At 70.5% G+C, this 26,027-nt stretch carries 15 protein-coding genes, 1 tRNA gene and 3 pseudogenes; 12 read left to right on the forward strand and 7 right to left on the reverse strand.

The features are described from left to right. Together ACY5KJ_RS01865 and ACY5KJ_RS01870 are read left to right on the forward strand one after the other, a co-directional pair. Nucleotides 1-858 (forward strand): DUF6508 domain-containing protein (locus tag ACY5KJ_RS01865; protein ID WP_462202631.1); only part of this gene is annotated, 858 nt, incomplete at its 5' end. Between the two features lie 88 nt (nucleotides 859-946). Further along, nucleotides 947-1,201: pseudogene (locus ACY5KJ_RS01870) on the forward strand (recombinase family protein); the annotation flags it as partial. A gap of 465 nt (nucleotides 1,202-1,666) precedes the next feature. On the opposite strand, the gene ACY5KJ_RS01875 reads toward ACY5KJ_RS01870, so the two are convergent. Together ACY5KJ_RS01875 and ACY5KJ_RS01880 are read right to left on the reverse strand one after the other, a co-directional pair. Next, nucleotides 1,667-1,801 (reverse strand): hypothetical protein, encoded by a 135-nt coding sequence (locus tag ACY5KJ_RS01875; protein WP_462202632.1) that lies wholly within the window; start codon nucleotides 1,799-1,801, stop codon nucleotides 1,667-1,669. Between the two features lie 152 nt (nucleotides 1,802-1,953). Beyond that, nucleotides 1,954-2,026, reverse strand: a tRNA-Leu gene (locus ACY5KJ_RS01880). A 247-nt stretch (nucleotides 2,027-2,273) separates the two neighbouring features. On the opposite strand from ACY5KJ_RS01880, the gene ACY5KJ_RS01885 reads away from it, so the two are divergent. The 5 genes from ACY5KJ_RS01885 to ACY5KJ_RS01905 all read left to right on the forward strand — a co-directional run bounded on the left by ACY5KJ_RS01885 (nucleotide 2,274) and on the right by ACY5KJ_RS01905 (nucleotide 11,344). After that, the gene (locus ACY5KJ_RS01885; RefSeq protein ID WP_009399419.1) at nucleotides 2,274-2,873 is read left to right on the forward strand and encodes an ANTAR domain-containing response regulator; all 600 of its coding nucleotides are present in this window, start codon (nucleotides 2,274-2,276) and stop codon (nucleotides 2,871-2,873) included. Between the two features lie 28 nt (nucleotides 2,874-2,901). After that, nucleotides 2,902-4,527, forward strand: a complete 1,626-nt coding sequence (locus ACY5KJ_RS01890) for a branched-chain amino acid ABC transporter substrate-binding protein (protein WP_462186174.1) — start codon at nucleotides 2,902-2,904, stop codon at nucleotides 4,525-4,527. Between the two features lie 304 nt (nucleotides 4,528-4,831). After that, on the forward strand, nucleotides 4,832-6,037 hold the full coding sequence (locus ACY5KJ_RS01895; RefSeq protein ID WP_462186173.1) for a branched-chain amino acid ABC transporter substrate-binding protein: 1,206 nt from the start codon (nucleotides 4,832-4,834) through the stop codon (nucleotides 6,035-6,037). 206 nt (nucleotides 6,038-6,243) lie between these two features. Next, on the forward strand, nucleotides 6,244-8,988 hold the full coding sequence (gene polA / locus ACY5KJ_RS01900) for a DNA polymerase I (RefSeq protein ID WP_462186172.1): 2,745 nt from the start codon (nucleotides 6,244-6,246) through the stop codon (nucleotides 8,986-8,988). 286 nt (nucleotides 8,989-9,274) lie between these two features. Beyond that, nucleotides 9,275-11,344 carry a putative bifunctional diguanylate cyclase/phosphodiesterase gene (locus tag ACY5KJ_RS01905; protein ID WP_462202634.1) on the forward strand — a complete coding sequence of 690 codons (2,070 nt, stop codon included), beginning with the start codon at nucleotides 9,275-9,277 and terminating at the stop codon, nucleotides 11,342-11,344. 27 nt (nucleotides 11,345-11,371) lie between these two features. Here the strand turns inward: ACY5KJ_RS01905 and ACY5KJ_RS01910 are convergent. Then, nucleotides 11,372-12,473, reverse strand: a pseudogene (locus ACY5KJ_RS01910) (M4 family metallopeptidase). 443 nt (nucleotides 12,474-12,916) lie between these two features. Here ACY5KJ_RS01910 and coaE point away from each other — a divergent pair. After that, nucleotides 12,917-13,588 (forward strand): dephospho-CoA kinase, encoded by a 672-nt coding sequence (coaE, locus tag ACY5KJ_RS01915; RefSeq protein WP_462186170.1) that lies wholly within the window; start codon nucleotides 12,917-12,919, stop codon nucleotides 13,586-13,588. A gap of 25 nt (nucleotides 13,589-13,613) precedes the next feature. On the opposite strand, the gene uvrB is transcribed toward coaE, so the two are convergent. Further along, nucleotides 13,614-15,743 carry an excinuclease ABC subunit UvrB gene (uvrB, locus tag ACY5KJ_RS01920; RefSeq protein ID WP_462186169.1) on the reverse strand — a complete coding sequence of 710 codons (2,130 nt, stop codon included), beginning with the start codon at nucleotides 15,741-15,743 and terminating at the stop codon, nucleotides 13,614-13,616. 94 nt (nucleotides 15,744-15,837) lie between these two features. Next, the gene (locus ACY5KJ_RS01925) at nucleotides 15,838-17,340 is read right to left on the reverse strand and encodes a PucR family transcriptional regulator (RefSeq protein WP_462186168.1); all 1,503 of its coding nucleotides are present in this window, start codon (nucleotides 17,338-17,340) and stop codon (nucleotides 15,838-15,840) included. A gap of 237 nt (nucleotides 17,341-17,577) precedes the next feature. Here ACY5KJ_RS01925 and ACY5KJ_RS01930 point away from each other — a divergent pair, with 237 nt between their 5' ends. The 3 genes from ACY5KJ_RS01930 (at nucleotide 17,578) to ACY5KJ_RS01940 (ending at nucleotide 21,546) form a co-directional block, all read left to right on the forward strand. After that, complete coding sequence (locus ACY5KJ_RS01930) at nucleotides 17,578-18,885, forward strand: peptidase M50 (protein WP_462202636.1); 1,308 nt, start codon at nucleotides 17,578-17,580, stop codon at nucleotides 18,883-18,885. Between the two features lie 168 nt (nucleotides 18,886-19,053). Further along, nucleotides 19,054-20,058 (forward strand): TerC family protein, encoded by a 1,005-nt coding sequence (locus tag ACY5KJ_RS01935; RefSeq protein WP_462186166.1) that lies wholly within the window; start codon nucleotides 19,054-19,056, stop codon nucleotides 20,056-20,058. Between the two features lie 528 nt (nucleotides 20,059-20,586). Beyond that, on the forward strand, nucleotides 20,587-21,546 hold the full coding sequence (locus tag ACY5KJ_RS01940; protein ID WP_462202638.1) for a glycosyltransferase family 2 protein: 960 nt from the start codon (nucleotides 20,587-20,589) through the stop codon (nucleotides 21,544-21,546). A 165-nt stretch (nucleotides 21,547-21,711) separates the two neighbouring features. On the opposite strand, the pseudogene ACY5KJ_RS01945 reads toward ACY5KJ_RS01940, so the two are convergent. Beyond that, nucleotides 21,712-22,409, reverse strand: a pseudogene (locus ACY5KJ_RS01945) (MBL fold metallo-hydrolase). Between the two features lie 244 nt (nucleotides 22,410-22,653). On the opposite strand from ACY5KJ_RS01945, the gene uvrA reads away from it, so the two are divergent. After that, entirely contained in the window at nucleotides 22,654-25,593 is a 2,940-nt protein-coding gene (gene uvrA / locus ACY5KJ_RS01950; protein WP_462186163.1) for an excinuclease ABC subunit UvrA, read from the forward strand. Here the strand turns inward: uvrA and ACY5KJ_RS01955 are convergent. Continuing rightward, on the reverse strand, nucleotides 25,536-25,949 hold the full coding sequence (locus ACY5KJ_RS01955; protein ID WP_462186162.1) for an SsgA family sporulation/cell division regulator: 414 nt from the start codon (nucleotides 25,947-25,949) through the stop codon (nucleotides 25,536-25,538). The genes uvrA and ACY5KJ_RS01955 overlap by 58 nt on opposite strands. Nucleotides 25,950-26,027 lie beyond the last annotated feature (78 nt).

Here is a 26,027-nt window from a genome sequence, read left to right on the forward strand (position 1 = left end):
TCGGGTTGGAGTACTAACTTCGATGCGGGCCTCCCGCTCGGTGCGGCGGATGCCGTCCGCGCCGCGACCGCGTTCGTCCGGTCCGACCGTTTCATCGAGGGCAACCTGGGCGGGTGTGTGGAGAACGGCCAGTTCGGCGCCGTGCTCTCCGCGCTCGCCGCCTGGTACCGGGCCATCCCGGTAAACACCGACTCCCGGCCTGGCGAGGCGAAGACGACGAGGGTCTGGCCGGGAGCCCTCGACCGCGCCGACCTGCCGCCCAAGCGCCTCGCGCGCCTCGACGCCGTCGCCGATGCCGCGCGCGATGGCAACTGGAGCAACCTGCTCAGGCTGCTGGGTGCGGACCGGTCGATCGACGTCAACCAGTGTCGGGTCGGCGGTACGTCCTGGTTCACCCCGCTTCACCAGGCTGCCTGGCACGGAGCCCCTGTTGATGTGGCGGCCGCACTTATCGCGTACGGCGCGTGGCGCACGCTGCGTGATGCTAAGAGACTGCGGCCGGTCGACATCGCCCGCAAACGCGGCCACGAGCACTTGGCCGACGTCCTGACGCCACGGAGCCGGACTAGCGGGACCGGCCGGTTCGAGGCGTGGGACAGGCACCTTGCATCGCTCGTCGAGTCGACGATCCGCCCGACGTTGGCGGTCCGGCTGCGCGACGTCGCCACCGAGGTGCTCTCCGAGGACGGCACTGACGCCCTTTATCTGTCGGTCCCGGGCATGTACGGCGGCTTCTCTCTGGAGATCTTCCAGGGCCGCCTGCACGTGGAAGTCCGCTCCCGGGTCGTCGGTGACGGGTGGGCGAGGGCCTATGTCCTCATCGAGAAGGGTGCGGTACTCGTCGACGAGGGCTTCTAATAGACCCGCATCCACGGGCGGCGCAGTCCAGTTTAGGTGACGGCTGCAGTAATGGGGCCTCTTCGGGACTGGCCATGTGCCGGCCGATGTGACCCGGTTCGATGTTCCCATCGCGCGGGACGACGGGATCGATGATCTGCTGGCCGAGGTCGCGTCGCCGGGCCGCCGGTTCGATGTCGTGATCTGCGAGTCGATGTCCCGGATCGCCCGGCGGATGTACGAGAACCTCTCGGTCGAGCGGGCGCTGGAACGCGCTGGGGTGCCGCTGTTCGCCTGGAACGAGCCGATTCGGCTTGATGGCCCGCAGGCGTCGCTGCTGCAGCGGCGGATCAACCAGTCCGTGGCCGAGTACGAGGTGTGGCCGCCGGATGGCCGGCACCCTCCGGCACGGCAGCCCCTATTACCAGTGCCGGCCGCGCCCGAACGACCGCGGCGGCGGACCCGACGCGTACGACGGGCATCCCGGACGTTCTACATCCGCGAGGACGTCATCCTCTACGCCCTCACCGAGTTCTACGCCGACCGGCTGTTCGGCCCCGACAGGACGAAGACCTACCTCGCTGAACTCGCGACGACGGGCGACCGGGAAACCGAGGATCGGCAGGCACGCCGCGTCGCCATGGAGCGCACCCTCGCGGACCTGCCCCGCCGCCAGCAGAACATTCTGCGCCAGGCACAGGACGCCGACCCCGACGACCCGTTCAGCCAGGGGCTGCGGAAGTCCTACAACGGGCTCGAGGAACAGCGGCGCGCCAAAGCCGCCGAACTGGAAACCCTCGACGCTGCCGCTGCGGACGACGTGCAGACCTCAAACCGGCCCACCGTCGACGGCGCCGCCCTGCTCGGCGCGCTGCCCCGGCTGCGCCTGAGCCTCCACGACGCCCCCGAGGAGATCCAGCGCGAGTTCTACGAGTTGACGCAGCTCACCGTCCAGGTACACCACGAGGCCCAGGAAGCCAGCATCATGATCAGACTTCAGGCTGACCGGATCGAGGCGGTGGCCGCTGTCGCCTCGGCGGCGCCGCCACCGGCACCAGTCCGGCTCACCACACGGAATGCATCCGCGTCGTCACTTCGGCGTGTGGATGCTGTACGTACCCCGGGTGGGATTCGAACCCACACTGTCGGTGGTTTGAGCACCGTCTCTCTGCCGTTGGAGTACCGGGGCCGGCGGGTGGAGCGTGTTGGATCAGACGTAACAGGGGCGAGTTGGGGCAAGTGGAACGGGCGGAGGAACCGGGCGGGACGAGGGCGAGGAGATCGCCGTCGAACCTGGCCGGAACCTCTCCTTGAAGACTCTATCCGGGTAGGGTGCGTTTCGACCTCCCGCCCTCCGTGCCCGGGGCGGGACGGCCACCCCGATCGTCCGTCCTGTCACACTAGGGACGCACCTCCGAGACCAGGAGTCCGACTCGATGAGCCAACCCTCCTCGAACCCGCGCCGGGTTTTGATCGCCGAGGACGAAGCGCTGATCCGGCTCGACCTCAGGGAGATGCTCCAGGAGGAGGGCTACGAGGTGGTCGGGGAGGCGGGCGACGGCGAGATGGCCGTCAACCTCGCCGGCAAGCTCCGCCCCGACCTGTGCATCCTCGATGTGAAGATGCCGAGGATGGACGGCATCGAGGCCGGCGCGAAGATCGCGAAAGACCGTATCGCTCCCGTCGTCATCCTCACCGCCTTCAGCCAGCGGGAGCTGGTGGAACGTGCCCGTGAGGCCGGCGCCATGGCCTACGTGGTCAAGCCGTTCCAGAAGAAGGACCTGCTGCCCACGATCGAGATGGCGATGAGCCGGTTCACCGAGATCGTGAGCCTCGAGGCCGAGGTGGAGGACCTGCAGGGGCGCCTGGAGGCTAGGAAGATCATCGAGCGGGCCAAGGGCGTGCTGCAGACCGAGCACGGCATGACCGAGCCGGATGCCTTCCGCTGGATTCAGCGCACCTCGATGAACCAGCGCCGGACGATGCGGGCGGTCGCCGAGGCCGTGCTGTCGGGTGAGGCGTTGCCGGGCTCGTGACCTCCGTGTCCGTGATCCCGGAAGCCGGGTGAGCGATTCGTCGCGGGCGTCTCTCGCGTCGATGGCCGGTTCGATCGGGCGGTGGACCCGGGCCAGATCGCGCACCGGTCGCGGGCGCGCGGCGCTCGCGGCTCTCGCCGTCCTGATCCTCGCGGTGCCCTCGGTCCTGGGGTTCACGCTGGCCGCCAGCCTTGGCGCCGGCGATGACGCCGGCGTCATCCGGGTCGCCACCCTCGGTGTGATGGCGCCGCTGTCCGGGGATCTCTCCACGGACGGGGTGAGCGCGCGCAACGCCGTCACGCTCGCGGTCGACGAGGCCAACAAGTCCGGGGCCATCCCGGGCTGGCGCATCGAGCTGTCCGCCCACGATGACTTGTCCCGTCCGGACGGGGGAGCGCAGGCCGTGGACGCCTTCGTGGCGAACAATCAGGTCATCGGCGTGGTCGGGCCGCTGAGCTCACTCGTCGCGAAGGTGTCCTTGCCCACGCTGAGCGCCGCGGGCATCCCCGTCGTCTCCCCGTCGAACGCGGACCCGACACTGACCGATTCCGGTTCCCGGCCGCGCACCCGGCCCTTCCCGTCCTACTTCCGCCTGGCCGGAACGGACGAGCGCCAGGCCCGGGTCGCCGCCGAGTACGCGGTCAGGACGTTCGGCCGCAAGCGTATCGCCGTCGTCGACGGCGAACCGAGATACGGCACGACTCTGGGCGCCCGCTTCGCGGCGCGCGCCGCCGCCCTCGGCGCGTCGGTGACATCGGTATACCAGGTCCGGGGGGACGAGACGGATGGATCCGAGATCGCCGGCACCGCGCGGGCGATTGAGGAGGACGCCCCCGATCTGGTCTATGTCTCGATGGGTGCGGCCTTCGCCGGGAAACTGCGGGCCCGGCTCGCCGACGCGGGAACGTCGATCCAGGTACTCGGTTCGGACGCGTTGCTCCAGTCCCGCTACACCGACGAGGCGAGGTCGGCGGCCGACGGCGACCTGATCATCGGTCCGCTGGTCCCGCCGACTCGGCTGCCGTCCTCAGGCGCCTTCGTCGCGGACTACTCCGACCGCTTCGGGGGACCGGCGGATGACGAGGGCAGTACCCGCCCAGGGGCCTCGGGCGGCGTGGAATCGCCTGGCACGAGTGGGCGGCCGAGTGGGACCCTGGGCCCGCGGGGCCAGGAGGACCCTGCGGACCTGCGGAGCCAGGAGGATCCAGCGGAGACCGCCTCGCCCGGCCGGGGCGCCACCACCACCCCGAGTGCGGTCCACGGCATCTTGACACCGGCATCGGCACCGGCATCGGGGTCGGGCCTGGAGGAGGGGCCCCACGGGCCGCCGGCCGCCGGTACCCGCGGCACGTCCGGGGTGAACGAGCCAGCCGCGGAGCTGGAGCTGCGGCGGGCCGAGGCCATCCCCGCGGTCGCGGCCTATGCGTACGACGCCGCCAGGGCGATCATCCGCGCAGCGGCCACGGTGCTGCCGGGCCGGACGACCGTGGACGCGGCCACCAGGCACGACCTCGTGACGGCGATCGGGAGCGGCTCGTTCGCGGGGATCACCGGCTCCGTCGCCTTCGACCGCTGGGGGGACACCCGATCGCCCACGGTCGTGCTCTACACGGTACTCGGCGGCAGATTCGTCCCGTTGAAGACGGAGAACTGACCGACCGGCGATGACGCTGCGGCGGCTGCCGCAATGGCTGCGGCGACCGGCATCCTCCGACCAGGCCGTTGCGGGTTCTGCCGGGTCGTTCGCTTCTCCGATCAGGTCGTTCGTTTTCGGACCCACCGGCGAAACCTCCTTCAAGTTACGACACGCTCACTTTGCGCTTCCCTTCCACCCCTCCGAAGGTTACGTTTTCGTCACTATCCGCTTTCGATCGGTTGCCAATGATGCGGTGGCGGCGGACCGGGTTCTGACGCCGAGGGGGCGGTGGCGGCAGCGATGTGCTGTGGGAGGGCGTGTCATGACGGGTCCTGGACGGCGACGGGGCGTGCCCCGACCGAGCGTGACGCGGTGGGGGGCCCTCGGATCCGTGGGTGTGCTGACGGCCGCGGCCGTCCTTGCCGGCTGTGGCGGTGGTGCGTCCGGTGACGACGGGAAAAAGGAATACGTCATCGGCTTTCAGGGGCCGCTCTCCGGCGACAACCAGCAGCTTGGCATCAACGCCTACGACGGGGTGCTGACCGCCGTCGAGCTGGCGAACCGGCGCAAGGATCTGCCGTTCAGGCTGCGCCTGGTCGCCTCGGACGATCAGGGTATGGCCGAGCAGGGGCCCACCGCCGCACAGAAGCTGATCGACAATCCGAAGGTCATCGGCGTCGTCGGCCCCGTCTTCTCCGGACCGACGAAGTCGAGTGAGCCGCTCTACAGCAGGGCCGGGCTGCTGTCGGTCAGCCCGTCGGTCACCAATCCGGCGCTTACCGATCTCGGGTTCACCAGCTTCTACCGGGTCATCGCCCCGGACACCGTGCAGGGATCCGCCGCCGCGGAATACCTCGCCAAGGTCGTGAAGGTGGACAAGGTCTACTCTCTCGACGACCGGAGCGAATACGGCACCGGCTTGTCCGGATCGCTCGAGAAGGCCCTGACCGGCCGAGGAATCCGCGTGATCCACGACGGCATCAATCCGACGAAGGACTACACGTCCCAGGCCACGAAGATCCTCGCCGAGAATCCGGATGCCGTGTATTACTCGGGCTACTACGCGGAACTCGCGTTGCTGACCAGGGCGCTGCGCAGCAAGGGGTACACCGGGAAGGTCGTCAGCGGCGACGGCGCGAACGACGACCAGCTCATCCGCCAGGCCGGTGCCGGCAACGCCGAGGGAATGCTGCTGACCTGCCCCTGCGGTGACCCGAACAGCGATCCTGCGGCGGCGGGGTTCGTCGCCGACTACAAGACGATCAACGCCGATGCGCGGCCTGGAACCTATTCCGGCGAGGCCTATGACGCCACGAACGCCGTCATCGAGGTGCTGCGCGGGCTCGGTAGCGGCGCGACGCGGGAGGCCGTGCTCGCCCGGTTCGGCTCGGTCGACGTTCCCGGGGTCACCAAGCGCATCAGATTCCGGAAGAATGGTGAGGTCGAGGGTTCGACGGTCTACGTGTACGAGGTCCGGGCCGGGAAACGGACCGTGCTCGGCCCGGTCAGCTCCCTCGTCAAACCGTGACCCTCGTCAAACCGTGACCGGACGGACCTGACCGATCGGCGGACCTGACCGATCGGCGGAGCGACGTGACGGAGCGACGTGGTCGACGCGTCGGTCCGCCCGCTCGCGGCGAAACTGTCCGACCCACGGCCTAAACTCGCCGCGTGTCCGTCACCACTTCGTCCCCCACCTCGTCCCCGTCCGGGAGCCCGGCAGCGTCCGCCACTGTGGCCACCGCGGCCGGCCCGGCCGCGCCCTCGCCGAGTCCCGCGCCATCGAGCCCCGCGAAGCCGACCCCGGCGACGCCCCGGTTGTTGCTGCTTGACGGGCACTCGCTGGCCTACCGCGCCTTCTACGCGCTGCCGGTGGAGAACTTCTCCACCACCACGGGCCAGCCGACGAACGCGGTGTACGGATTCACCTCCATGCTCATCAACGTCCTGCGCGACGAGCGGCCGACCCATGTCGCCGTGGCGTGGGACCTGCCGACCCCGACCTTCCGGCACACCCAGTACGCCGAGTACAAGGCCGGTCGGGCTGAGACCCCGGCCGACTTCGTCGGCCAGGTCAGCCTCATCCACCAGGTGTGCGACGCCCTCGCGGTGCCGGGGGTCAGCGCGCCGGGATACGAGGCCGACGACGTGATCGCCACGCTCGCGACCCTGGGCGCGGCCGAGGGGATGGACGTGCTGGTCGTCACGGGTGACCGTGACGCGCTGCAGTTGGTCGACGAGCGGGTGACGGTGCTGATGACCCGCAAGGGCATCAGCGACATGGTCCGCTTCACCCCCGACGAAGTGCAGGCGAAGTACGGCCTGTCCCCGGTGCAGTACCCGGACTTCGCGGCCCTGCGCGGGGATCCCTCCGACAACCTGCCGTCGGTGCCGGGGGTGGGGGAGAAGACCGCCACCAAGTGGATCCAGCAGTTTGGCTCGCTGGCCGAACTGGTCGACCATGCCGACGAGATCGGCGGGAAGACCGGGGCGTCGCTGCGCGCCCATCTGTCCGAGGTCATCCGCAACCGTTCCCTGACGGAGCTGTCCCGTGACGTGCCGCTCGACGTCGTCCCCGCCGGCCTGCGGATGCGGCCCTGGGACCGGGAGGCCGTCCACCAGCTGTTCGACACGCTGCAGTTCCGGGTGCTGCGGGAGCGGCTCTACGCGGCCCTCGCGATCGCGCCGCCTCCCGCCGACGAGGGGTTCGAGATCGAGCTGACCGTGCTCGGGCCGGGCGAGGTGGTCCGGTGGCTCGCCGAGCACGCCCACAGAGCCGGCCGTACCGGCCTGCACGCCCGGGGCACCTGGGGGCGCGGCACCGGCCTGCTCGCCGGTCTCGCGCTGGCCGCGGCCGGCGGTGCCGCGGCCTGGCTCGACCCGACGCTGCTCACCCCCGCGGACGTGGCGGCGCTGGGCGCCTGGCTCGCCGACCCGAACCAGCCGAAGGCCGCCCACGACGTGAAGGGGCCGATGCTGGCCCTGACCGAGCTCGGCCTGCCGCTCGCCGGCGTCACCAGTGACACCGCGCTCGCGGCCTACCTGGCTCTGCCCGGCCAGCGGTCCTTCGACCTGGCCGATCTCGTCGCCCGGTACCTGCATCGCGACCTGTCCGCCGACCCCGTCCCGGGCGGCCAGCAGCTGACCCTCGACGGCTCCGGCGAGGCCGACCAGGCGCACGCGGACGCCGTGCGGGCCCGGGCCTGCCTCGAGCTCGCCGACGCCCTCGACGCGGACCTTGAACGCCGCTCCGCTGCCACCCTGCTGCGGGACATCGAACTCCCGCTGGTCACGGTCCTGGCCGGCATGGAGCGGGCCGGCATCGCCGTGGACTCCGAGCACCTGGCCGAGCTGCAGAAGCGATACGGCGGCGAGGTCAGCGCGGTCGCCGCGCAGGCCCACGAGATCGTCGGCCGGCCGTTCAACCTGGGCTCCCCCAAGCAGCTGCAGCAGATCCTCTTCGACGAGCTGGGCCTGCCCAAGACCAAGAAGATCAAGACCGGTTACACCACGGACGCCGACGCCCTCGCCTGGCTGGCGGTCCAGTCCGACCATCCGCTCCTGCCGGTGCTGCTGCGGCACCGTGACGTGGCCCGCCTCAAGACGGTCGTCGACTCGCTGATCCCCATGATCGACGATGCCGGGCGCATCCACACCACGTTCAACCAGACGATCGCCGCGACCGGCCGGCTCTCCTCCGCGGACCCGAACCTGCAGAACATCCCGATCCGGACGGCCGAGGGGCGCCAGATCCGCCGGGCCTTCGTCGTCGGCGCGGGCTACGAGACGCTGCTGACGGCGGACTACTCGCAGATCGAGATGCGGATCATGGCTCATCTCTCGGGTGACGAGGGCCTCATCGAGGCGTTCGGCTCCGGCGAGGACCTGCACACCTTCGTGGCCGCCGAGGCGTTCGGCCTGCCGGTCTCCGAGGTCGACCCGGAGTTGCGCCGGCGGATCAAGGCGATGTCGTATGGCCTGGCCTACGGGTTGTCCGCGTTCGGCCTCGCCGGGCAGCTCGGCATCGCGCCGGACGAGGCCCGGGAGCACATGGACGCCTACTTCGCCCGGTTCGGCGGGGTCCGCGACTTCCTGCGTGGGGTCGTGGAACGGGCTCGCAAGGACGGCTACACCGAGACGATCCTCGGCCGCCGTCGTTACCTGCCCGATCTGACCAGTGACAACTCCCAGCGGCGGCAGATGGCCGAGCGGATGGCGTTGAACGCGCCGATCCAGGGTTCCGCCGCGGACATCATCAAGATTGCGATGTTGGGGGTCGACCGGGCGTTGCGTGCCGGGGGGTATGCTTCCCGGCTGCTGCTCCAGGTGCACGACGAACTCGTCCTCGAGATCGCGCCCGGCGAGTACGAGGCGATCGAGCGGCTAGTCCGGGCCGAGATGACCTCCGCGTACACCATGTCGGTGCCGCTCGACGTGAGCGTTGGCGCCGGCCGCACCTGGGACGACGCGGCACACTGAGCGTTCCTGTCACTGAGCGTTCCTGTCACTGAGCGTTCCTGGCGCTGAGCGTTTCTGTACCCCGGATGTCATTTTTGTGCTGAATTATTCCGCTGGTTTCCCGGATTTCCCGTCGTATCCGGTATCGGTCGAGGAATTGTACCGAGCCGTGAAATCGCATCGGTGCCGTGAAATCGCATCGGTGCCAGGAAACTGCTGGCCGTGATGTCGGTCACGCCGGATCGACGGCTATGTTGGAAGAAAACCTGACCCGGTCCTGTCGCCGTCGTGCACCGTGATCTCTCGGATGCGGGGTCGCCGCGACACCCGGGGCGACGTCCCGCTCGGTGCGGTTCGTCTCCGTTCGGCCCGCCTGATCCGCTCGGTCCGTTCGGTCGGGCTCATCGCGGGTCAGTGCGGGAGGAAGCTGTTTTTGATCAGCGGGCGTACGTTCGCCGGCCGTCGGCGTTTTCTCGTGGTCACCCCTGCGATCGCGGCGGTGCTCTTCCTGCTCGCCGGGTGCATTCCGGGCTCCCCGGGTTATCTGCGCTGGGGAAGCTGGCTGGGTCTGGTGGTCGCGGTCGGCAACACTGTCGTCGGGCTGGTGGCTAACCCGAGAGGGCGCTGGATTCCGCCCGTCGCCGTCGCCTCGCTCGCCGCCGCGCTCGCCTTCGCGCTGGCGAGCGCGGCGCCCGGCCGGAACGCGGACACCTACCTGACCTGGTTCCCGGTGCTGTGCGCCTATGCCGCTCTGGTCCCCGTCGGCTGGGCCGTCGCCGGCACCGCGGCCGTCTGCGGTGCCGTCGTCGCCGGCGTCATCGCCCACGACGGACTGGCCGAGGCCGCCGCGCCCATGTTCTCCACCATCGCCGCCGTCGTGCTCGTGGGCGCGGTGGCGAAGGCCCTGTTCCGTGAGGGCCTGCTGCAGAACCGTTCCGATCCCCTTACCCGCCTGGCCAATCGGGGCGGGACGATGGAAATCGGGCAGTCCGCCGTTGCGAAGATCAACGCCGCGGGGAACGAGGCTGTCCTCGTCCTGGTGGACCTCAACCGGTTTCACGAGGTCAACGATGCGCTTGGTCACCTCGGCGGCGACCAGCTGCTGAGGATGATTGCCGAGACGTTGCCGACCCTGACCCCGAGGCCGGTGTTCGTCGGTCGGGCCGGCGGGGACGAGTTCGCGCTGGTGTTCCGCGGACCCGAGATCACCCCGGCGCCGCCCCCCTCATCCGCCTCGCCTCCCTCATCCGCCTCATCCGCTTCACCCGTCCCGCTCGGCCCGTCGGGCGCGCCGGCCGTCCGCGGCCCCCTGCCCGCGGCCCTAGCTGCCGGGCGGCGGCGCACCCTGGGTCGGCGGGTCCTCCGCCAGATCCAGGGGCCCTTCCAGGTCTGCGGGGTCGACGTCGAGGTGGACGCCTCGGTGGGCATCGCGGTGGCCCCCCGCGACGGCGCGACCATGGCCACCCTGATGAGCTGCGCCGATGCGGCTCTGCTGCGGGCCAAGCGGGTCGGGGAGAGCGTGGGCCTGTGGGAGGCCGGCATCGCCGGGGTGCGGCCCGAGGAGATCGCGTTGAACGCCCAGTTGCGCGCCGCGATCGGCCGCGACGAGCTCGTTCTGTACTACCAGCCGGTCCAGTCGGCTCGGACCGGTGGGATCGTCGGTGCCGAGGCGTTGCTGCGGTGGCGGCACCCGAGCCGTGGGCTGCTCCCCCCCGGCGAGTTCCTGCCGATCGCCGAGCGGTCCCCCCTGATCGCGGACCTGACCCGGTGGGTTCTCGACGAGGCGCTGCGGCAGTGTGCCGCCTGGGACGTGGGAGGCCTGCACCTGCCAGTGTCGGTCAATCTCTCCCCCCGGATGCTGGTGCTCGACGACCTTCCCCGGGTGGTCTCGGACTCGATCGCCGCGCACCGGCTGGCCCCCGACGTCCTCACCCTGGAGATCACCGAGAGCGCCCTGGTCACCCAGCCCGCGCGTGCGGCGATGATGCTGGGTCAGCTGCGCTCCCACGGCGTGGCGCTCTCCCTCGACGACTTCGGCACCGGGTACAGCTCGATGGAGATCCTCAAGACGTTGCCGTTCGACGAGGTCAAGATCGACCGGGGGTTCGTCACGGACGTCCGGGGGAGCCTGCCCGACGCCGCGATCGTGCGTTCCGTGCTCGATCTGGGACATCGCCTGGGGCTGCGGGTCGTCGGTGAGGGCATCGAGGACGAACGGACCTTGACGATGATGGTCGACCTCGGCTGCGACCTGCTGCAGGGAGAGGCGATCTCGCCTCCGCTGCCGGCGGAGCGCATCCGCGAGCTGCTGCGGGCCCGGGCCGCGAAGGCGGGCAAGGTGGTTCCGGGCGGTGACGTCCGATGCCGTCGGGCGTGATGGTCCGAATTACCCGGATGCGCGGAATTACCCGGATGCGCGGACGGCGATGCCGACGGCCTGCCACGCCTCGGAGACGGCCTTCCGCGCGTCCGCACCGAACAGCAGGCCGGCCTGGCGCACGGTCAGCGCGGAACGTCGTGTTCGGCCGGATCTGCGGTGCGCGCAGGGTCTCGTACCAGATGTGGCCGGCCTTCTCCCAGGCGTATTCACCAAGAGCCGTCGCGGCGAGGTAGAACGCCTTGTTCGGGATGCCCGAGTTGATGTGGACGCCGCCGTTGTCGGCGGTCATCCGGACGTAGCGGTCCATGTGGTCCGGCTGGATGTCGTCGCCGAGCACCGGATCGTCGTAGGCGGTCCCGGGGGCCTTCATCGACCGCAGCGCGACGCCTTGGACGGCGTCGGTGAGCAGCTCGTCGCCGATCAGCCAGTCGGCCTGCTCGGCGGTCTGGCCGCGGACGTACTGCTTCACCAGGGAACCGAAGACGTCGCTGATCGACTCGTTGAGCGCGCCGGACTGGTTCACATACATCAGCGCCGCCTCGTCCTCGGTGACGCCATGGGTCAGTTCATGACTGATGATGTCGAGTGACACCGTGAAACGCTTGAACAGCTCACCGTCGCCGTCGCCGAACACTATCTGGCGGCCGTTCCAGAAGGCGTTCTCGTAGTGGTCGCTGTAGTGCACGGTGGCGAGCAGAGCCATCCCCTCGTCATCGATGGAGCTCCGGCCGAGGACGTCGGAGTAGAACGCGAACGTCGAGCCCAGGCCGTCGTAGGCCTCGTTGACCGCCGTGTCGTCGATCGCGGCGCCACCCTCCTCGCGAACCACCGCACCCGGCAGGATCTCGGTTCGGATGCAGCGCGGAGCCGACCCCGACGGCGCAGGACCGTCCGCGCCCCCAGCTGGATGATCGCTAACGTGAGGCTGTCGAGGATCAGGAAGGTCATGTTCTCGTCGAGCCAGGTGACAACGCCGTGCGTCCATGGCGTCACGGCACGCGCCGCCGTCAGGTAGAGGGCCGAGGACAGCAGGGAGCCGGGAACCAGGAAGCGCAGGAACCGGCGCAGCGGGACGTCGCCGGCGCCGAGCACCGCGTCCACCGCCGCGTTGGTGTTCAGCAGGCAGAACCACAGCAGCGGGCGCTGGGTGCCGCGGCGGGACAGCGCCGCCACGACGCGGCCGGTGCTGAGGCGCCGTAGGAGCACCGAGCGGATGTTGTTGCGGGCCAGACCGAAGTAGCCGACGTCGATCAGCCCGCGGAAGAACGCGGCGATCAGCAGGGCGGGGACGAACGGCACCGTGCCGCCGACCAGCAGCAGGATCGCCCACGTGGGTCGCAGCGCGACGAGCAGCAACGGCGCCGAATCGGCGAGCGCCGGTGCCAGGGCGAGGCCGAGGGCACCGAGACCGAGCAGCGTGCCGGTGAGCAGGACCGGCCAGAGCCGGTGCGCGACCGGGGCAGCTTCCATCCGCACAGTCTGCCAAGTACGCGAGCTGCCAAGTACGCGAGGGCGCAGACGGGCGGACCGGTCGGGTGGCTGGCTCCGGGAGCTGGCAGACTCGGCGATGTGTTCACAGTAGGTCTGACGGGTGGCATTGGTTCGGGCAAGAGCGCGGTGTCGGCGCGCCTCGCGGCCCGGGGCGCCCTGCTGATCGACGCCGACCAGGTCGCCCGGGACGTGGTGGCGCCCGGCACCCCGGGGCTCGCCGCGGTCCTGGCGGAGTTCGGCACCGAACTGGCGAACGCGGACGGTGGCTTGGACCGCGAGGCGCTCGGCCGGATCGTGTTCGCCGATCCCGCCGCCCGTGGCCGGCTCGAAGCGATCGTCCATCCGTTGATCCGCGAGGAGACGGCGCGGCGCATGGGGGAGGTGCCACCGAGCGGGATCGCCGTGCACGACATCCCGCTGCTCGTCGAGGTGCACGCCGAGGGGACCTACGACGTGGTGCTGGTCGTCGAGGCGCCGCGGGAGCTGCGACTGCACCGCATCGAGGCCCGCGGCCTGCCCCGCGACCAGGCGCTGGCGCGGATGGCGAACCAGGCCACGGACTCCCAGCGCCGGGCCGTCGCCGACATCGTGGTGGACAACGGTGGGAGCCTGGACGACCTCGACGCCCGCATCGAGGAGGTCTGGCAGGACCTGCTGGCCCGCTGCGACGCCAAGGCCGCAGCCAAGACCGGGACCGTCGCCACGGATACCGTCGCCAGCGGCACGGATACCGCCGCCCCAGCCGGCTGATCGTGGCAGGCCGGCGCTCACGGCATCACTGCACGCCGGCGGCGCCCATGCCACGCAGCTCCTTCTTCAGCTCGGCGATCTCGTCGCGCAGCCGGGCGGCCAGCTCGAACTGCAGCTCCTTCGCCGCCTCGTGCATCTGGTCGTCGAGCTGGCGGATGAGCTGCGCGAGTTCGTGGGAGGGCAGGCCGGCGAGTTCGGCGGCGTACCGGCCGGCGGCACCCTCCCTGCCGGCGCGCGACTTTATCCCCGGAACCGGGGCCTTGCCGCGGGACTGCGACCGGCCGCCGCCGATCAGCTCGCCGTCGGCCGACTCGCGAACCATGTCGTCGAGGATGTCGACGACCTTCTTGCGCAGGGGCTGGGGGTCCAGCCCGCGTTCGGTGTTGTAGGCGATCTGCTTCTCGCGCCGCCGGTTCGTCTCGTCGATGGCGCGGCGCATCGACGGGGTGATCGCATCCGCGTACATGTGGACCTGCCCGGACACGTTACGGGCGGCCCGGCCGATCGTCTGGATCAGTGACTTGTCCGAGCGCAGGAAGCCCTCCTTGTCGGCGTCGAGGATGCTCACCAGCGACACCTCGGGCAGGTCGAGACCCTCGCGGAGCAGGTTGATCCCGACGAGCACGTCGAACTCGCCGCGGCGCAGTTCGGTGAGCAGCTCCACCCGGCGCAGGGTGTCCACCTCGCTGTGCAGGTACCGCACCCGGATGCCGAGCTCGAGCAGGTAGTCGGTGAGGTCCTCGGCCATCTTCTTGGTCAGCGTGGTGACCAGGACCCGTTCGTCCCGCTCGGCGCGCAGCCGGATCTCGTGGACGAGATCGTCGATCTGCCCCTTCGTCGGCTTGAGCACGACCTCGGGGTCGAGCAGGCCGGTAGGCCGGATGATCTGCTCGACGACGCCGACGGACCGGCCCAGCTCGTAGGGGCCCGGGGTCGCCGACAGGTAGACCGTCTGGCCGATGCGACCGAGGAACTCCTCCCACCGCAGCGGGCGGTTGTCCATGGCGCTGGGCAGCCGGAACCCGTGCTCGACGAGGTTGCGCTTGCGGGACATGTCGCCCTCGTACATCCCGCCGATCTGCGGGACGGTGTTGTGCGACTCGTCGATCACCAGCAGGAAGTCGTCGGGGAAGTAGTCGAGCAGGGTGTGCGGCGGGCTCCCGGCCTCGCGGCCGTCGATGTGCCGGGAGTAGTTCTCGATGCCCGAGCAGAACCCGACCTGGCGCATCATCTCGATGTCGTAGGTGGTGCGCATCCGCAGCCGCTGCGCCTCCAGCAGCCTGCCCTGCCGCTCCATGGTGGCCAGCCGCTCGGCGAGCTCCGCCTCGATGCCGGCGATCGCCCGCTCCATCCGCTCCGGCCCGGCGACGTAGTGCGTGGCCGGGAAGACGTAGATCTCCTCCGCCTCGCGGACGACCTCCCCGGTCAGTGGATGCAGGTAGGTGAGCCGCTCGATCTCGTCGCCGAACATCTCGGCTCGGACGGCGAGCTCCTCGTAGACCGGGAAGATCTCCACCGTGTCCCCCCGGACCCGGAACGTCCCGCGGGTGAAGGCGAGGTCGTTGCGGGTGTACTGCACGTCGACGAAGCGGCGTAGCAGCAGGTCCCGCTCGATCTCGTCACCGACCCTCAGCCGCACCATCCGGTCGATGTACTCCTGAGGCGTGCCGAGTCCGTAGATACAGCTGACGCTCGCGACCACGACGACGTCCCGGCGGGTGAGCAGGCTCATCGTCGCCGAGTGCCGCAGCCGCTCCACCTCCTCGTTGATCGAGGAATCCTTCTCGATGTAGGTGTCCGTCTGCGCGATGTACGCCTCGGGCTGGTAGTAGTCGTAGTACGAGACGAAGTACTCGACGGCGTTGTGCGGCAGCAGCTCCCGGAACTCGTTGGCGAGCTGCGCGGCGAGCGTCTTGTTCGGAGCCATCACCAACGTCGGCCGCTGCAGGCGCTCGACCAGCCACGCGGTGGTCGCGGACTTCCCAGTGCCAGTGGCGCCGAGGAGAACGACGTCGGACTCGCCGGCCCCGACCCGCCGGGCCAGCTCGTCGATGGCGGCGGGCTGGTCGCCCGACGGGGAGAAGTCGGACACGACCTGGAATGGCGCCCGCGTCCGCTCGATGTCGATGGTGGGCCGTTCGAACGTTGTGCTCACGGCTCCTAGCACACCACAGGCCTCCGACAGTTTCCGCCCGGTCCCCCGCGCGCCCCCGGGACCGCGGGACCAGCCGCTGTCAGCCGGGGTGCGGTCAGTCGGCCGAGGGATCCCAGCCGATCAGCCGTGCCCCGAGCACGGCGGTCTGCAGGACGTAACGGTCGGTAGGCGAGGCCGGGTCGTGCCTGGTCAGGGCGTGGATACGGTCCAGCCGGTAGGTCAGGGCACGCACGGACAGGTGCAGCCGCCGCGCCGCCGCGAGCGCCACCCCGCCGGTGGTGAAGTAGGCGTCGAGGGTGTCGATCAGCGGACCGGCGCCGCCCCGCGCCGTGCGCAGCGGCGAGAGCACCGCGTCCACCAGTTCGGCCAGGGCCTCCCGGTCACGCAGCAGGACCTTGTAGATGAGCAGGTCGTCGGCGTGGACGACGTGCCCGTCGAGCCCGAGCCGCCCGGCGATGTCGACGGCGCCGCGGGCCTCCTCGAACCCGATGCGGACCCCGGCGACCCCGCTGCGCCCCCGGCTGACCCCCAGCCGCCAGACCAGCCCGGGCTCGGCCTGCAGCCGCCGGGCCAGCGCCGTCACCGCCGTCATCGTCGTCACCGCCGCGGCCGCTGTGGCCGCCGTGGCCGTGCCCTCCGCCAGCGCGAACGCCGGCAGCGGGGAGAATCCCGCGTCGCCGGTCTTCGGCAGGTCCGGGCGGCGACGCCCACGCGGCCGGGCTCCCGGCGCCGGCCGGCCGGCCGGGGAGGTGAGGTTCGCGGCGGCACCGGCCGGGAACCGGGTCAGGTCGTTCTCCTCGGGCATGAGGCAGACGAGCAGACCGTTCCTGGTGGCGACCAGCGGGTCGGTCGGACAGTGCTCCCGCAGCGTCGCCTCCGCCGACCGGGTCAGGCCGCGGCCGTCGAGAAACCGGCGGTTGCCCGCGACGACGACGACCACGTGCGGCGCCTCCAGGCGCAGGCCGAACGTACCGGCCCGTTCCAGTAGTTGCCCCACCTCCGACGTGCCGGCCAGCAGGTCGTCGACGAGCTCGCGGCGCAGCGCCTCCTCGAAGCGAGCCCGGGCGGTGCGGGCGGCCTCGTAGCCCTCGCAAACGGCGGCGACCACGTCGTCGCTGGCCCGCAGCACCGCCGAGGCCGCCGCCCGGGTCCTCGAGACGGCGCCGACGGCCTCGGCCATGGAGCGCGGGGCATCCGTGGGCTGACCGGGCTGTGCCGGGCCACTCGAAGCCCGGCCGAGCTCGCGGGCCGCCCGGTCGGCTGCCCGGACGGCCGGCAGCGACGGCCAGATCCGCCAGGTCGCAGAGAGGTAGAGGTCGACGAGGGCACGCAGCGCGGCGCCGGACTCCGCCGCCGTCCGGCCGAGCGCACGGAACGTATCCAGCTCCGCCGCGGACAGCCGCCGTCCGCTGTCTGCGGCGGAGGCTAGGACGTCGAGATAGTCCCCGAGCAGGCCGGCGTGCAGCCGGGCGTCGGCGGCGGCCAGCACGGCCGCCCGGGGGAGCCGGGTGAGGCTTGTCCCGGGCAGTCCCGCCGGGGCGTCGTTGTCGACCGCGGTGATCTCAGCTGGCCGGGCTACTTCCTCTACTTTCTCCATCTGCCGGTCTCCTCCCTCTCCACCCGCCGGTCTCCTCCCTCGATGCTGCCGCATCTCGATGTTGCCGAACTTCGATGTTGCCGAACCTCGGCAACGAGATCGTAGGCAAAGTCGCAGACTCCCTGCGGTGTCTGCCGGGACGTTGAAGGGCAGGCTAGGCGTTGAGCATGTGTGACACCTGGTCGTGACCGCGGCCAGGTGAAGGGTGAAAGAACTCATTAGGAGCTCTGAGCGGACATGACCACCCATGACGCCACCCGACGGGGACATCTCCCGCCGATCACGGTGCGTCCGGGATTGGCTATCTCGGTGGCGATCGTCACCGTCCTCCTCTCCGCGATCACGCTGCCGGCCACCGTGCCCGGCCGGCCCGGATTCGCCTACCTGTCCGGCGGCCTGATCGGGGCGGGCCTGCTCGTGGGCGTCCTGCTGGCCGCCGATCTGATGCGGGCCCGGTCGGCCCGCCGGTCGGGGGTGACCGCTCTCGGCATCACCCTCGGCGCCTTCGGAAGCCGGCTGGTCCTGGCCGGCGCACCCGACCGCTCCGCGAGCGTGGTGGCTGCCCCGCGCCCGGCACCCCCCCACCCGGCATCCCGCGGCATCGATCTCGCGCCGCCGCCCGTGGTGGCCCTCGATCCCGCGCCGGGGATGGGCACCCAGGTCGGCACCCAGGTCGAGGCGCGGATCGCGCGGGCCGGCCTGCTCGTCACCGCCGCCGCCGGGGCCCTGCTCGTCGTGCTCGGCGCCCTGGCACCCGCCGGCACCTGGGAACTGGCCGGGGAGGTGGCCCTGTGGGTGGGTACCTTCGCGCTGCTGGTGACCCTCGTCGACGTCCTCCCCTCCCCGCGCAGCTCCGGCGGTCGGTTGATCGTCGCCCGGGTGGAGCGCCGCACCGGCAGTCGTGCGCGCGCCGAGCAGGCCGCGGCCCGCGCCGGTGTGATCACTGGCTGGTCGCTGATCGCCGTCGGGGTGGTCGGGTCGTTCCTGGTTGGGCTCGTCGCGCTGTGGGCCGTCCTGCTGGGTTGGTTGGCGCTGGGCACCTCCCGGTTCGCCCAGGCGCAGCAGCGGGCCTACGTCGCGCTGGAGGGTCTGACCGTCCGGGACGTGATGAGCCCGCCGCCGCCGCCGTTGTCCGCCTGGACGACCGTCGCGAGCGCGCTGGACGAGGTCGTCCTGCCCTCGCGGAGGGCGGTGTTCGGGGTCGAGGACTTCGACGGATCCCTCGCCGGGGTGGTGCTGTTGCGTGACCTCGCCGCCGTGCCGATGGACGATCGAGGTCTCGCCCGGATCAACCGGGTCATGATTCCGCTGGAGATGGTTGCCACCGCCCGTCCGGACGAGCAGCTGACGGGCGTCACCGGCCGACTTCTGGAGCGGCCGGCCGCGGGCTGCGTCGTCGTCCTCGACGCCGCCCCGGATGACGGTCGCCTCCGCTTGGTCGGAACGGTGGGCCCGGTGGAGCTGAACCAGGCGGTGGAGACCGCCCCGCTGCGCGGGCGCGCCACCACGGTCCGCCCCGCCCACCCCGGCGGCTTCTGGCGCTGACCGCCCGCCGCGGCGGGCACCCGGCTCCCCTCCTACTCCTCGGCGTGACCATCGCCGGGTGAAGTGTGCTCTGACCGACTGCTGGCAACGGGGCCCGGTCGGTCAGGGCGACACCGTTTCGCGCCGCGTGCCCGCGGCGCCGCGTTCCGACACCACTGGAGATCACCTGTGTACGTGCCCCCCTGGGCCTGGGCCGCCTTCGTCGGCGTCCTGCTCACACTCCTGACCATCGACCTGCTGGCACATCGTCGGGCTCACGTCATCGGCTTTCGCGAGGCCGCGTGGTGGAGCGTTCTGTGGGTCTCGCTGGGCATCGGATTCGCCGGTGTCATCTGGGCCTGGCAGGGCCCGGGGCCCGCCGGCGAGTACGCCGCCGCGTGGCTGCTGGAGAAGAGCCTGTCCGTCGACAACCTCTTCGTCTTCGCGCTGATCTTCTCTTATTTCAAGGTGCCTCGCGCCTACCAGCACCGCGTCCTGTTCTACGGTGTGCTGGGAGCGCTCGTGCTCCGTTTCCTGTTCATCGCGGCCGGTATCGCGCTGCTCGAACGCTTCAGCTTTGTCATCTACGTCTTCGGGGCTTTTCTGCTCTACACGGCAGTCACGATGCTCCGGGGCAACGGCGTCGAGATGGATCCGGGCCGGAGCAGGGCGATCGCGCTGCTGCGCAAGGTCATTCCGGTCACCGACGACTATCAGGGGCAGCGTTTCGTGTTTCGGCGTGCCGGGAAGCTGGTCGCCACGCCGCTACTGGCCGTCCTCGTCATGATCGAGACCGCCGACGTCCTGTTCGCGTTCGACTCGGTGCCCGCTGCGCTCGGTGTGACCGACAAGGTGTTCCTGGTCTACACGAGCAACGCCCTGGCCATCCTGGGGCTGCGGTCGTTGTTCTTCCTGCTCTCCGGTCTGATGGATCGTTTCCACCACCTGGCGACGGGGCTCGCGTTCATCCTGGCCTTCATCGGCGTGAAGATGTTGCTCACCGACGTGTGGCACCCGCCGATCGCGCTGTCGCTCGGCGTCATCGCGGTGACATTGATCGTGGCCATCGTCTGGTCGCTGCGTACCACCCCACCGGCCCCGCGGTCCGTGGCCGAGCCGGAGGGGGTGGCCGAGCCGGAGGGGGTGGCCGAGCCGCGGTCCGTGGCCGAAGGCTCCCAGGCGGCGCCCCGATGATCAGCGGGCGATGGGCCGGCGGGGTCGTCGCGTCGAGCGGCTTCTCTAACGCCGTCGCCCCGTCCCGGGTGAGCGGACCGTCCGGGGCGGTGGCCAGCGCCACGGCACTCGCCGTGGCCTGGCCCTCGGTGAGCATGATCGGCGCAAGGGCCGTGGTCTGGTCGGGAAAGTGCGACTGTTCACCCGGAGGCGGGCCGCCCGTGACGTCAGGCGGGTGACGAACCGGGCCCGGTTCGCCGCGCGTCCGGAAACATATCGAGGAATGGTGTCGCGACGCGCCGGGAACGAGGATGCCGGACAGCCCTGGCTCAGCGGTTATGCTGGTTCCGGCGGGTACTGCGGTACATCGGTGCACGTCCAGCCGCCGGGACGTATCTCTCTGACGCGGGCGAGGAGACGCGCGGGCGGGAATACTCGACGTTCCAGGGCCGATCGTGTGTACTCGTTCGGTGTGAGCTGTGGTCCTTCCTCGCCGATTCTTCCCGAAATTTCGCAGCTCGTTGCGGGCGCACTAGCCGAAGGCGGATGATGCACAGGCTGTTGGCGGTCGTCGTTTCTCACGGGGGATCGACGTCTCTGTACCGGTTGCTGACCACACTGGATGCCATGGAGGAATGCCGGGTATTTCTGGTGGAGAATGACGGGAAATCCCGGCATGATGCGTTGCCGGACGGTGTGCGCGTGGTCCAGGGGCACGGGAACGTCGGATACGGTACCGCGGTGAACCTCGCTGTCCGCCGTGCCGTGGAGGACGGGCTGCGGCCGGAGTGGATCCTGGTGGTCAACAGTGACGTGACGGTCCCTGCCGACACCGCGACGATGATCCCGAAGCTGCTCGCCTGGGCCGCGTCGTCCGCCGACGTGCTCGGCTTCCCGATCCGCGGCATGGCGGGCGAGCGGGGGCGGGCGAGTGCCGTCCTGCCGCGCCCGCGGACGAACGCTTACACGGCGGTACGGGGCGAGATCGCCGCGGTGGAGAGGTGGCCGGAACTGCGCTATCCGGTCGGCGCCTTCTTCGCCGTCCGTTCGGAGATTTTCCTACGGCTGGGCGGATTCGACCCGTCGTACTGGATGTACTACGAGGAGACGGATCTGTTCGCCCGGTTGCACGCCGCGGGCGGGCGCATCGTCTGGGCGGACGACGCCTGGCCGGTCGTACATGTGGGTGGGGAGACCGTCGGGCGGTCCGGGCTGCTGTACGCCGAACTCGGCCGGTCAGCCGCCACCTATGCCCGGCGGCACCGTCACGACGTGGGCCGGTCGTGGACCGCGGTGCACGCGGCCCAGCTGACCGTCCTCGCCGCGCGCAAATTGGCCGTGGGCCGGTCGCATGACGCGTTGCGCGCGGTCCGGATCCTCTCCGGGCTGGTGAGCGGGCTGGCCCGGCCAGGCTGGGAGCCCGCGGTCAGCTCACGGTGGCGCGCCGTCCCGGCCGAGACGCGGCTGCGTCTCGGCCATCTCCGCCCGGTACCGCGGACGCCGCAGTAGCGGCAGGATGATCCGATCGGTGATCTTGCCGACGGCTTCCCCGGACAGTAGGCACAGCGTCAGCATCACCTCGTTCCGGAGGAGGTCTCAACGGACTGAGCGCATCCGTGGCGTGAGCGCGTCGAGGCCGAGCTCGCCATACCGGAGCCGGCCTCACCGCCGCCGTCACCAGCCGCGGGTGCGCCATTCCGCCAGGTGCGGGCGTTCGGCGCCGAGGGTGGTGTCGTGTCCGTGGCCCGGGTAGATCCAGGTGGTGTCTGGCAGTGGGCCGAAGATCTTGCGTTCGAGGCCGTCCATCAGCGTCGTAAAGGCCTGTTCGTCACCGAACGTGTTTCCAGGGCCGCCAGGGAACAGGCAGTCTCCGGTGAAGAGGTGGGGGCGGCGGGATCGGCCTCGTAGAGCAGGGCGATGGATCCGGGTGTGTGCCCGACCAGGTGGATCACCCGAAGGGTGGCCGTCCCGACGGCGACCTCGTCTCCGTCGCGCACCTGCCGCGCGGTGGGCACCGGAATGGCCGGGGCGTCGTCCGGATGGGCGACCGTGCTGGCCCCGGTGGTGGTGACCACAGCTGCGAGGGCCTGCACATGATCATCGTGCTGATGGCTGGTGACCACCGTCGCCAGCCCCGCGTCCCCGACGAGCCGCAGCAGCGTGTCGGCCTCGTTTGCCGCGTCGACGAGCAGCTGCTCCCCGGTGACCGGGCAGCGCAGCAGGTAGGCGTTATTGTTCATCGGGCCGACGGCGATCTTGGTGATCGACAGGCCTGGCAGGGTCCGTACGTCGGCCGGACCGCCGACCGTGACTTTCCCGGTGTACTCGGTGTAGCCGGTGCGGCTGGTGTCGCCGCCGTCGGCGTCGCTCATGGTGATCCTCTCCGGAGCGGATGGCGCGGATGGGACGGGAGCAGGGGATAGCTGCCGGTCGTTACGGTCCGTCAGGTGGCACCGGGAGATCTGATGCCTCTGACGCCTCCGAGGTCTCTACCGGATTCGACGGATTCGTCCGGCTGGTGGTAAGTGACCGCCCCCGGAAAAGTACCGGTCCTCATCCGTAGCATGGCCACACTCGCCCAGGTCCGGTCTTACTGAAGATCATGAGGGTTTGTCGATGGCCGATCGTCTTGTCGTGCGTGGCGCGCGTGAACACAATCTCCGTGACGTCGACCTCGACCTGCCCCGCGACGGGCTGATCGTCTTCACCGGTATGTCCGGGTCCGGCAAGTCCAGCCTCGCCTTCGACACAATCTTCGCCGAGGGGCAGCGGCGCTACGTGGAGTCGCTGTCAGCCTATGCTCGGCAGTTTCTCGGGCAGATGGACAAGCCCGACGTCGACTTCATCGAGGGGCTGTCCCCGGCCGTCTCCATCGATCAGAAGTCGACCTCGCGCAACCCGCGGTCCACCGTCGGCACGATCACCGAGGTCTACGACTACCTGCGGCTGCTCTTCGCCCGCGCCGGCCGCCCGCACTGCCCGAAGTGCGGGCGGCTGATCTCCCGGCAGACCCCGCAGCAGATCGTCGACCGGCTGCTGGAGCTGCCCGAGGGCACCCGCTTCCAGGTGCTGGCCCCGGTGGTGCGTGGCCGCAAGGGCGAGTATGTCGACCTGTTCGCCGAGCTGCAGAGCTCCGGGTTCGCGCGGGCCCGCGTCGACGGCACGGTGGTGCCGCTCACCGATCCGCCGAAGCTGGAGAAGCAGCGCAAGCATACGATCGAGGTCGTCGTCGACCGGCTCGCGATCAAGCCGTCGGCGAAGCGGCGGCTCACCGACTCGGTGGAGACGGCCCTGAAGCTGGGCGGCGGGCTCGTCCTGGTCGACTTCGTCGACCGCGACGCCGACGACCCCGAGCGCGAGCGGATGTACTCCGAGCATCTGGCCTGCCTCTACGACGACCTCTCCTTTGAGGAGCTGGAGCCGCGGTCGTTCTCGTTCAACTCGCCATACGGTGCCTGCCCCGAGTGCACCGGGATCGGGACCCGCAAGGAGGTCGACCCGGAGCTCGTCGTGCCCGACCCCACCCTGTCGCTGGCGCAGGGCGCGGTGGCCCCCTGGTCGGGCGGCCACAACAAGGAGTACTTCGAACGGTTGCTCACGGCCCTTGCCGAGGACCTCAGCTTCAAGATGGACACCCCGTGGGAGGGGCTGCCCGAGCGGGCCCGCAAGGCCGTGCTGTACGGCAGCGGCGACACCGAGATCCACGTCGGCTACACCAACCGCTACGGCCGCAAGCGTTCCTACTACACCTCCTTCGAGGGCGTGATCGGCTTCCTGGGCCGCCGGCACCGCGAGGCCGAGTCGGACAGCAGCCGGGAGCGGTACGAGGGCTACATGCGCGATGTCCCCTGCCCGGGCTGCCGCGGCGCGCGGCTGAAGTCGGAGTCACTTGCGGTGACGCTGGGCGGTCGGTCGATCGCCGAGGTTTCGGGTATGGCGATCGGTGAGTGCGCCGTGTTCCTGCGCGGGCTCGACCTCACCGAACGGGAGCGGGCCATCGCCGGCCGGGTGCTCAAGGAGGTCGACGCGCGGCTGACGTTCCTGCTGGACGTGGGGCTGGACTACCTCTCCCTCGACCGGGCCGCCGGCACCCTGGCGGGCGGCGAGGCACAGCGCATCCGGCTGGCCACCCAGATCGGTTCCGGGCTCGTCGGGGTGCTGTACGTGCTCGACGAGCCGTCGATCGGCCTGCACCAGCGGGACAACCGCCGGCTCATCCAGACCCTGCTGCGGCTGCGCGACCTGGGCAACACGCTCATCGTCGTCGAGCACGACGAGGACACGATCCGCGCCTCCGACTGGGTGGTCGACATCGGCCCCGGCGCCGGCGAGCACGGCGGTCGGGTCGTCGTCTCCGGGCCGGTCGAGAAGCTGCTCGCCAGCGAGGAGTCGATGACCGGCGCCTACCTGTCCGGGCGGCGCCGGATCCCGGTGCCCGACATCCGCCGGGTGCCGACCAAGGGCCGGGCACTGACCGTGCACGGGGCCCGGGAGCACAACCTGCGCGACGTCACCGTGTCGTTCCCGCTGGGCTGTTTCGTGGCCGTCACCGGGGTGTCGGGCTCGGGGAAGTCCACCCTCGTCAACGACATCCTCGCCGCCGTCCTGGCGAACAAGCTCAACGGCGCCCGGGAGGTGCCGGGCCGGCACCGCACCGTCAGCGGGCTCGACCATCTCGACAAGGCGGTCCGGGTCGACCAGTCCCCGATCGGACGCACGCCGCGGTCCAACCCCGCCACCTACACCGGCGTGTTCGACCACATCCGCCGGCTGTTCGCCGAGACGACTGAGGCGAAGGTCCGCGGCTATCTGCCGGGCCGGTTCTCGTTCAACGTCAAGGGCGGGCGGTGCGAGGCGTGTTCCGGTGACGGCACCCTCAAGATCGAGATGAACTTCCTGCCGGACGTGTACGTGCCGTGCGAGGTCTGCCACGGCGACCGGTACAACCGGGAGACGCTGGAGGTGCACTACAAGGGCAGGAACATCGCCGAGGTGCTCGACATGCCGATCGAGGAGGCGGCGGAGTTCTTCGCCGCGGTGCCGGCCATCGCCCGGCACCTGCGGACGCTGAACGACGTTGGCCTGGGGTACGTCCGGCTCGGCCAGTCGGCGCCGACCCTGTCCGGCGGCGAGGCGCAGCGGGTCAAGCTCGCCTCGGAGCTGCAGCGGCGCTCCACCGGCCGGACGGTCTACGTGCTCGACGAGCCGACGACCGGTCTGCACTTCGAGGACATCCGCAAGCTGCTCGGCGTGCTCGGCCGGCTGGTCGACGCCGGGAACACGGTCATCGTGATCGAGCACAACCTCGATGTCATCAAGACGGCGGACTGGATCATTGACCTGGGGCCGGAGGGGGGCACGGGAGGCGGCCGGGTCGTCGCGCAAGGGCCGCCCGAGGCCGTGGCGGCGGTCGAGGAGAGCCACACCGCGGTCTTCCTCCGGGAGATCCTCGGTGACCGGGTCGCCGAGGTGGGACCGGTCCCGCCTTCTCAGGCTTCTCAGGTCTGCAGCAGGTCCGCGAGGACGGCGTCCAGCTCCTGTTCGGTGTGCTCCTGACCGGTCGGGACAAGTCGCTCGGTGCGGTCCAGGAAGCTGCGCAGCGACGACGCCGCGACCACCACCACGGACCGGCGGTCGCCGTGCACCAGGTCGAGCCGCACGCCGCGCCGATCCGCGTCGGGACCGATCCGGACGTCCCCGTCGCCCACCGCCGTCTCCAGGCCGGCGCGCAGGGTGTCGCGTGGTGCGACCCAGCTGCCCTGCGGCAGCGCGGGATGTTCCGGCCTGGACACCAGCGTCATGGACACAGCCAACGGGTCGCGGGCGCCCCAGCAGATCTGGAATACGGTGATCCGCCCACGGCTGGACGCGTCGTCCACGACGAACTCCGCCGTGACGTCCTTACCAAGCACGCGCTGGCTCCCTCGGTTCGCTTGCCCGATGTGTCGAGGGTCGCAGCCCTCCGCCCCGGACGCCAGCGGGGGCTCCCG

Source organism: Frankia sp. CcWB3, assembly GCF_977927595.1.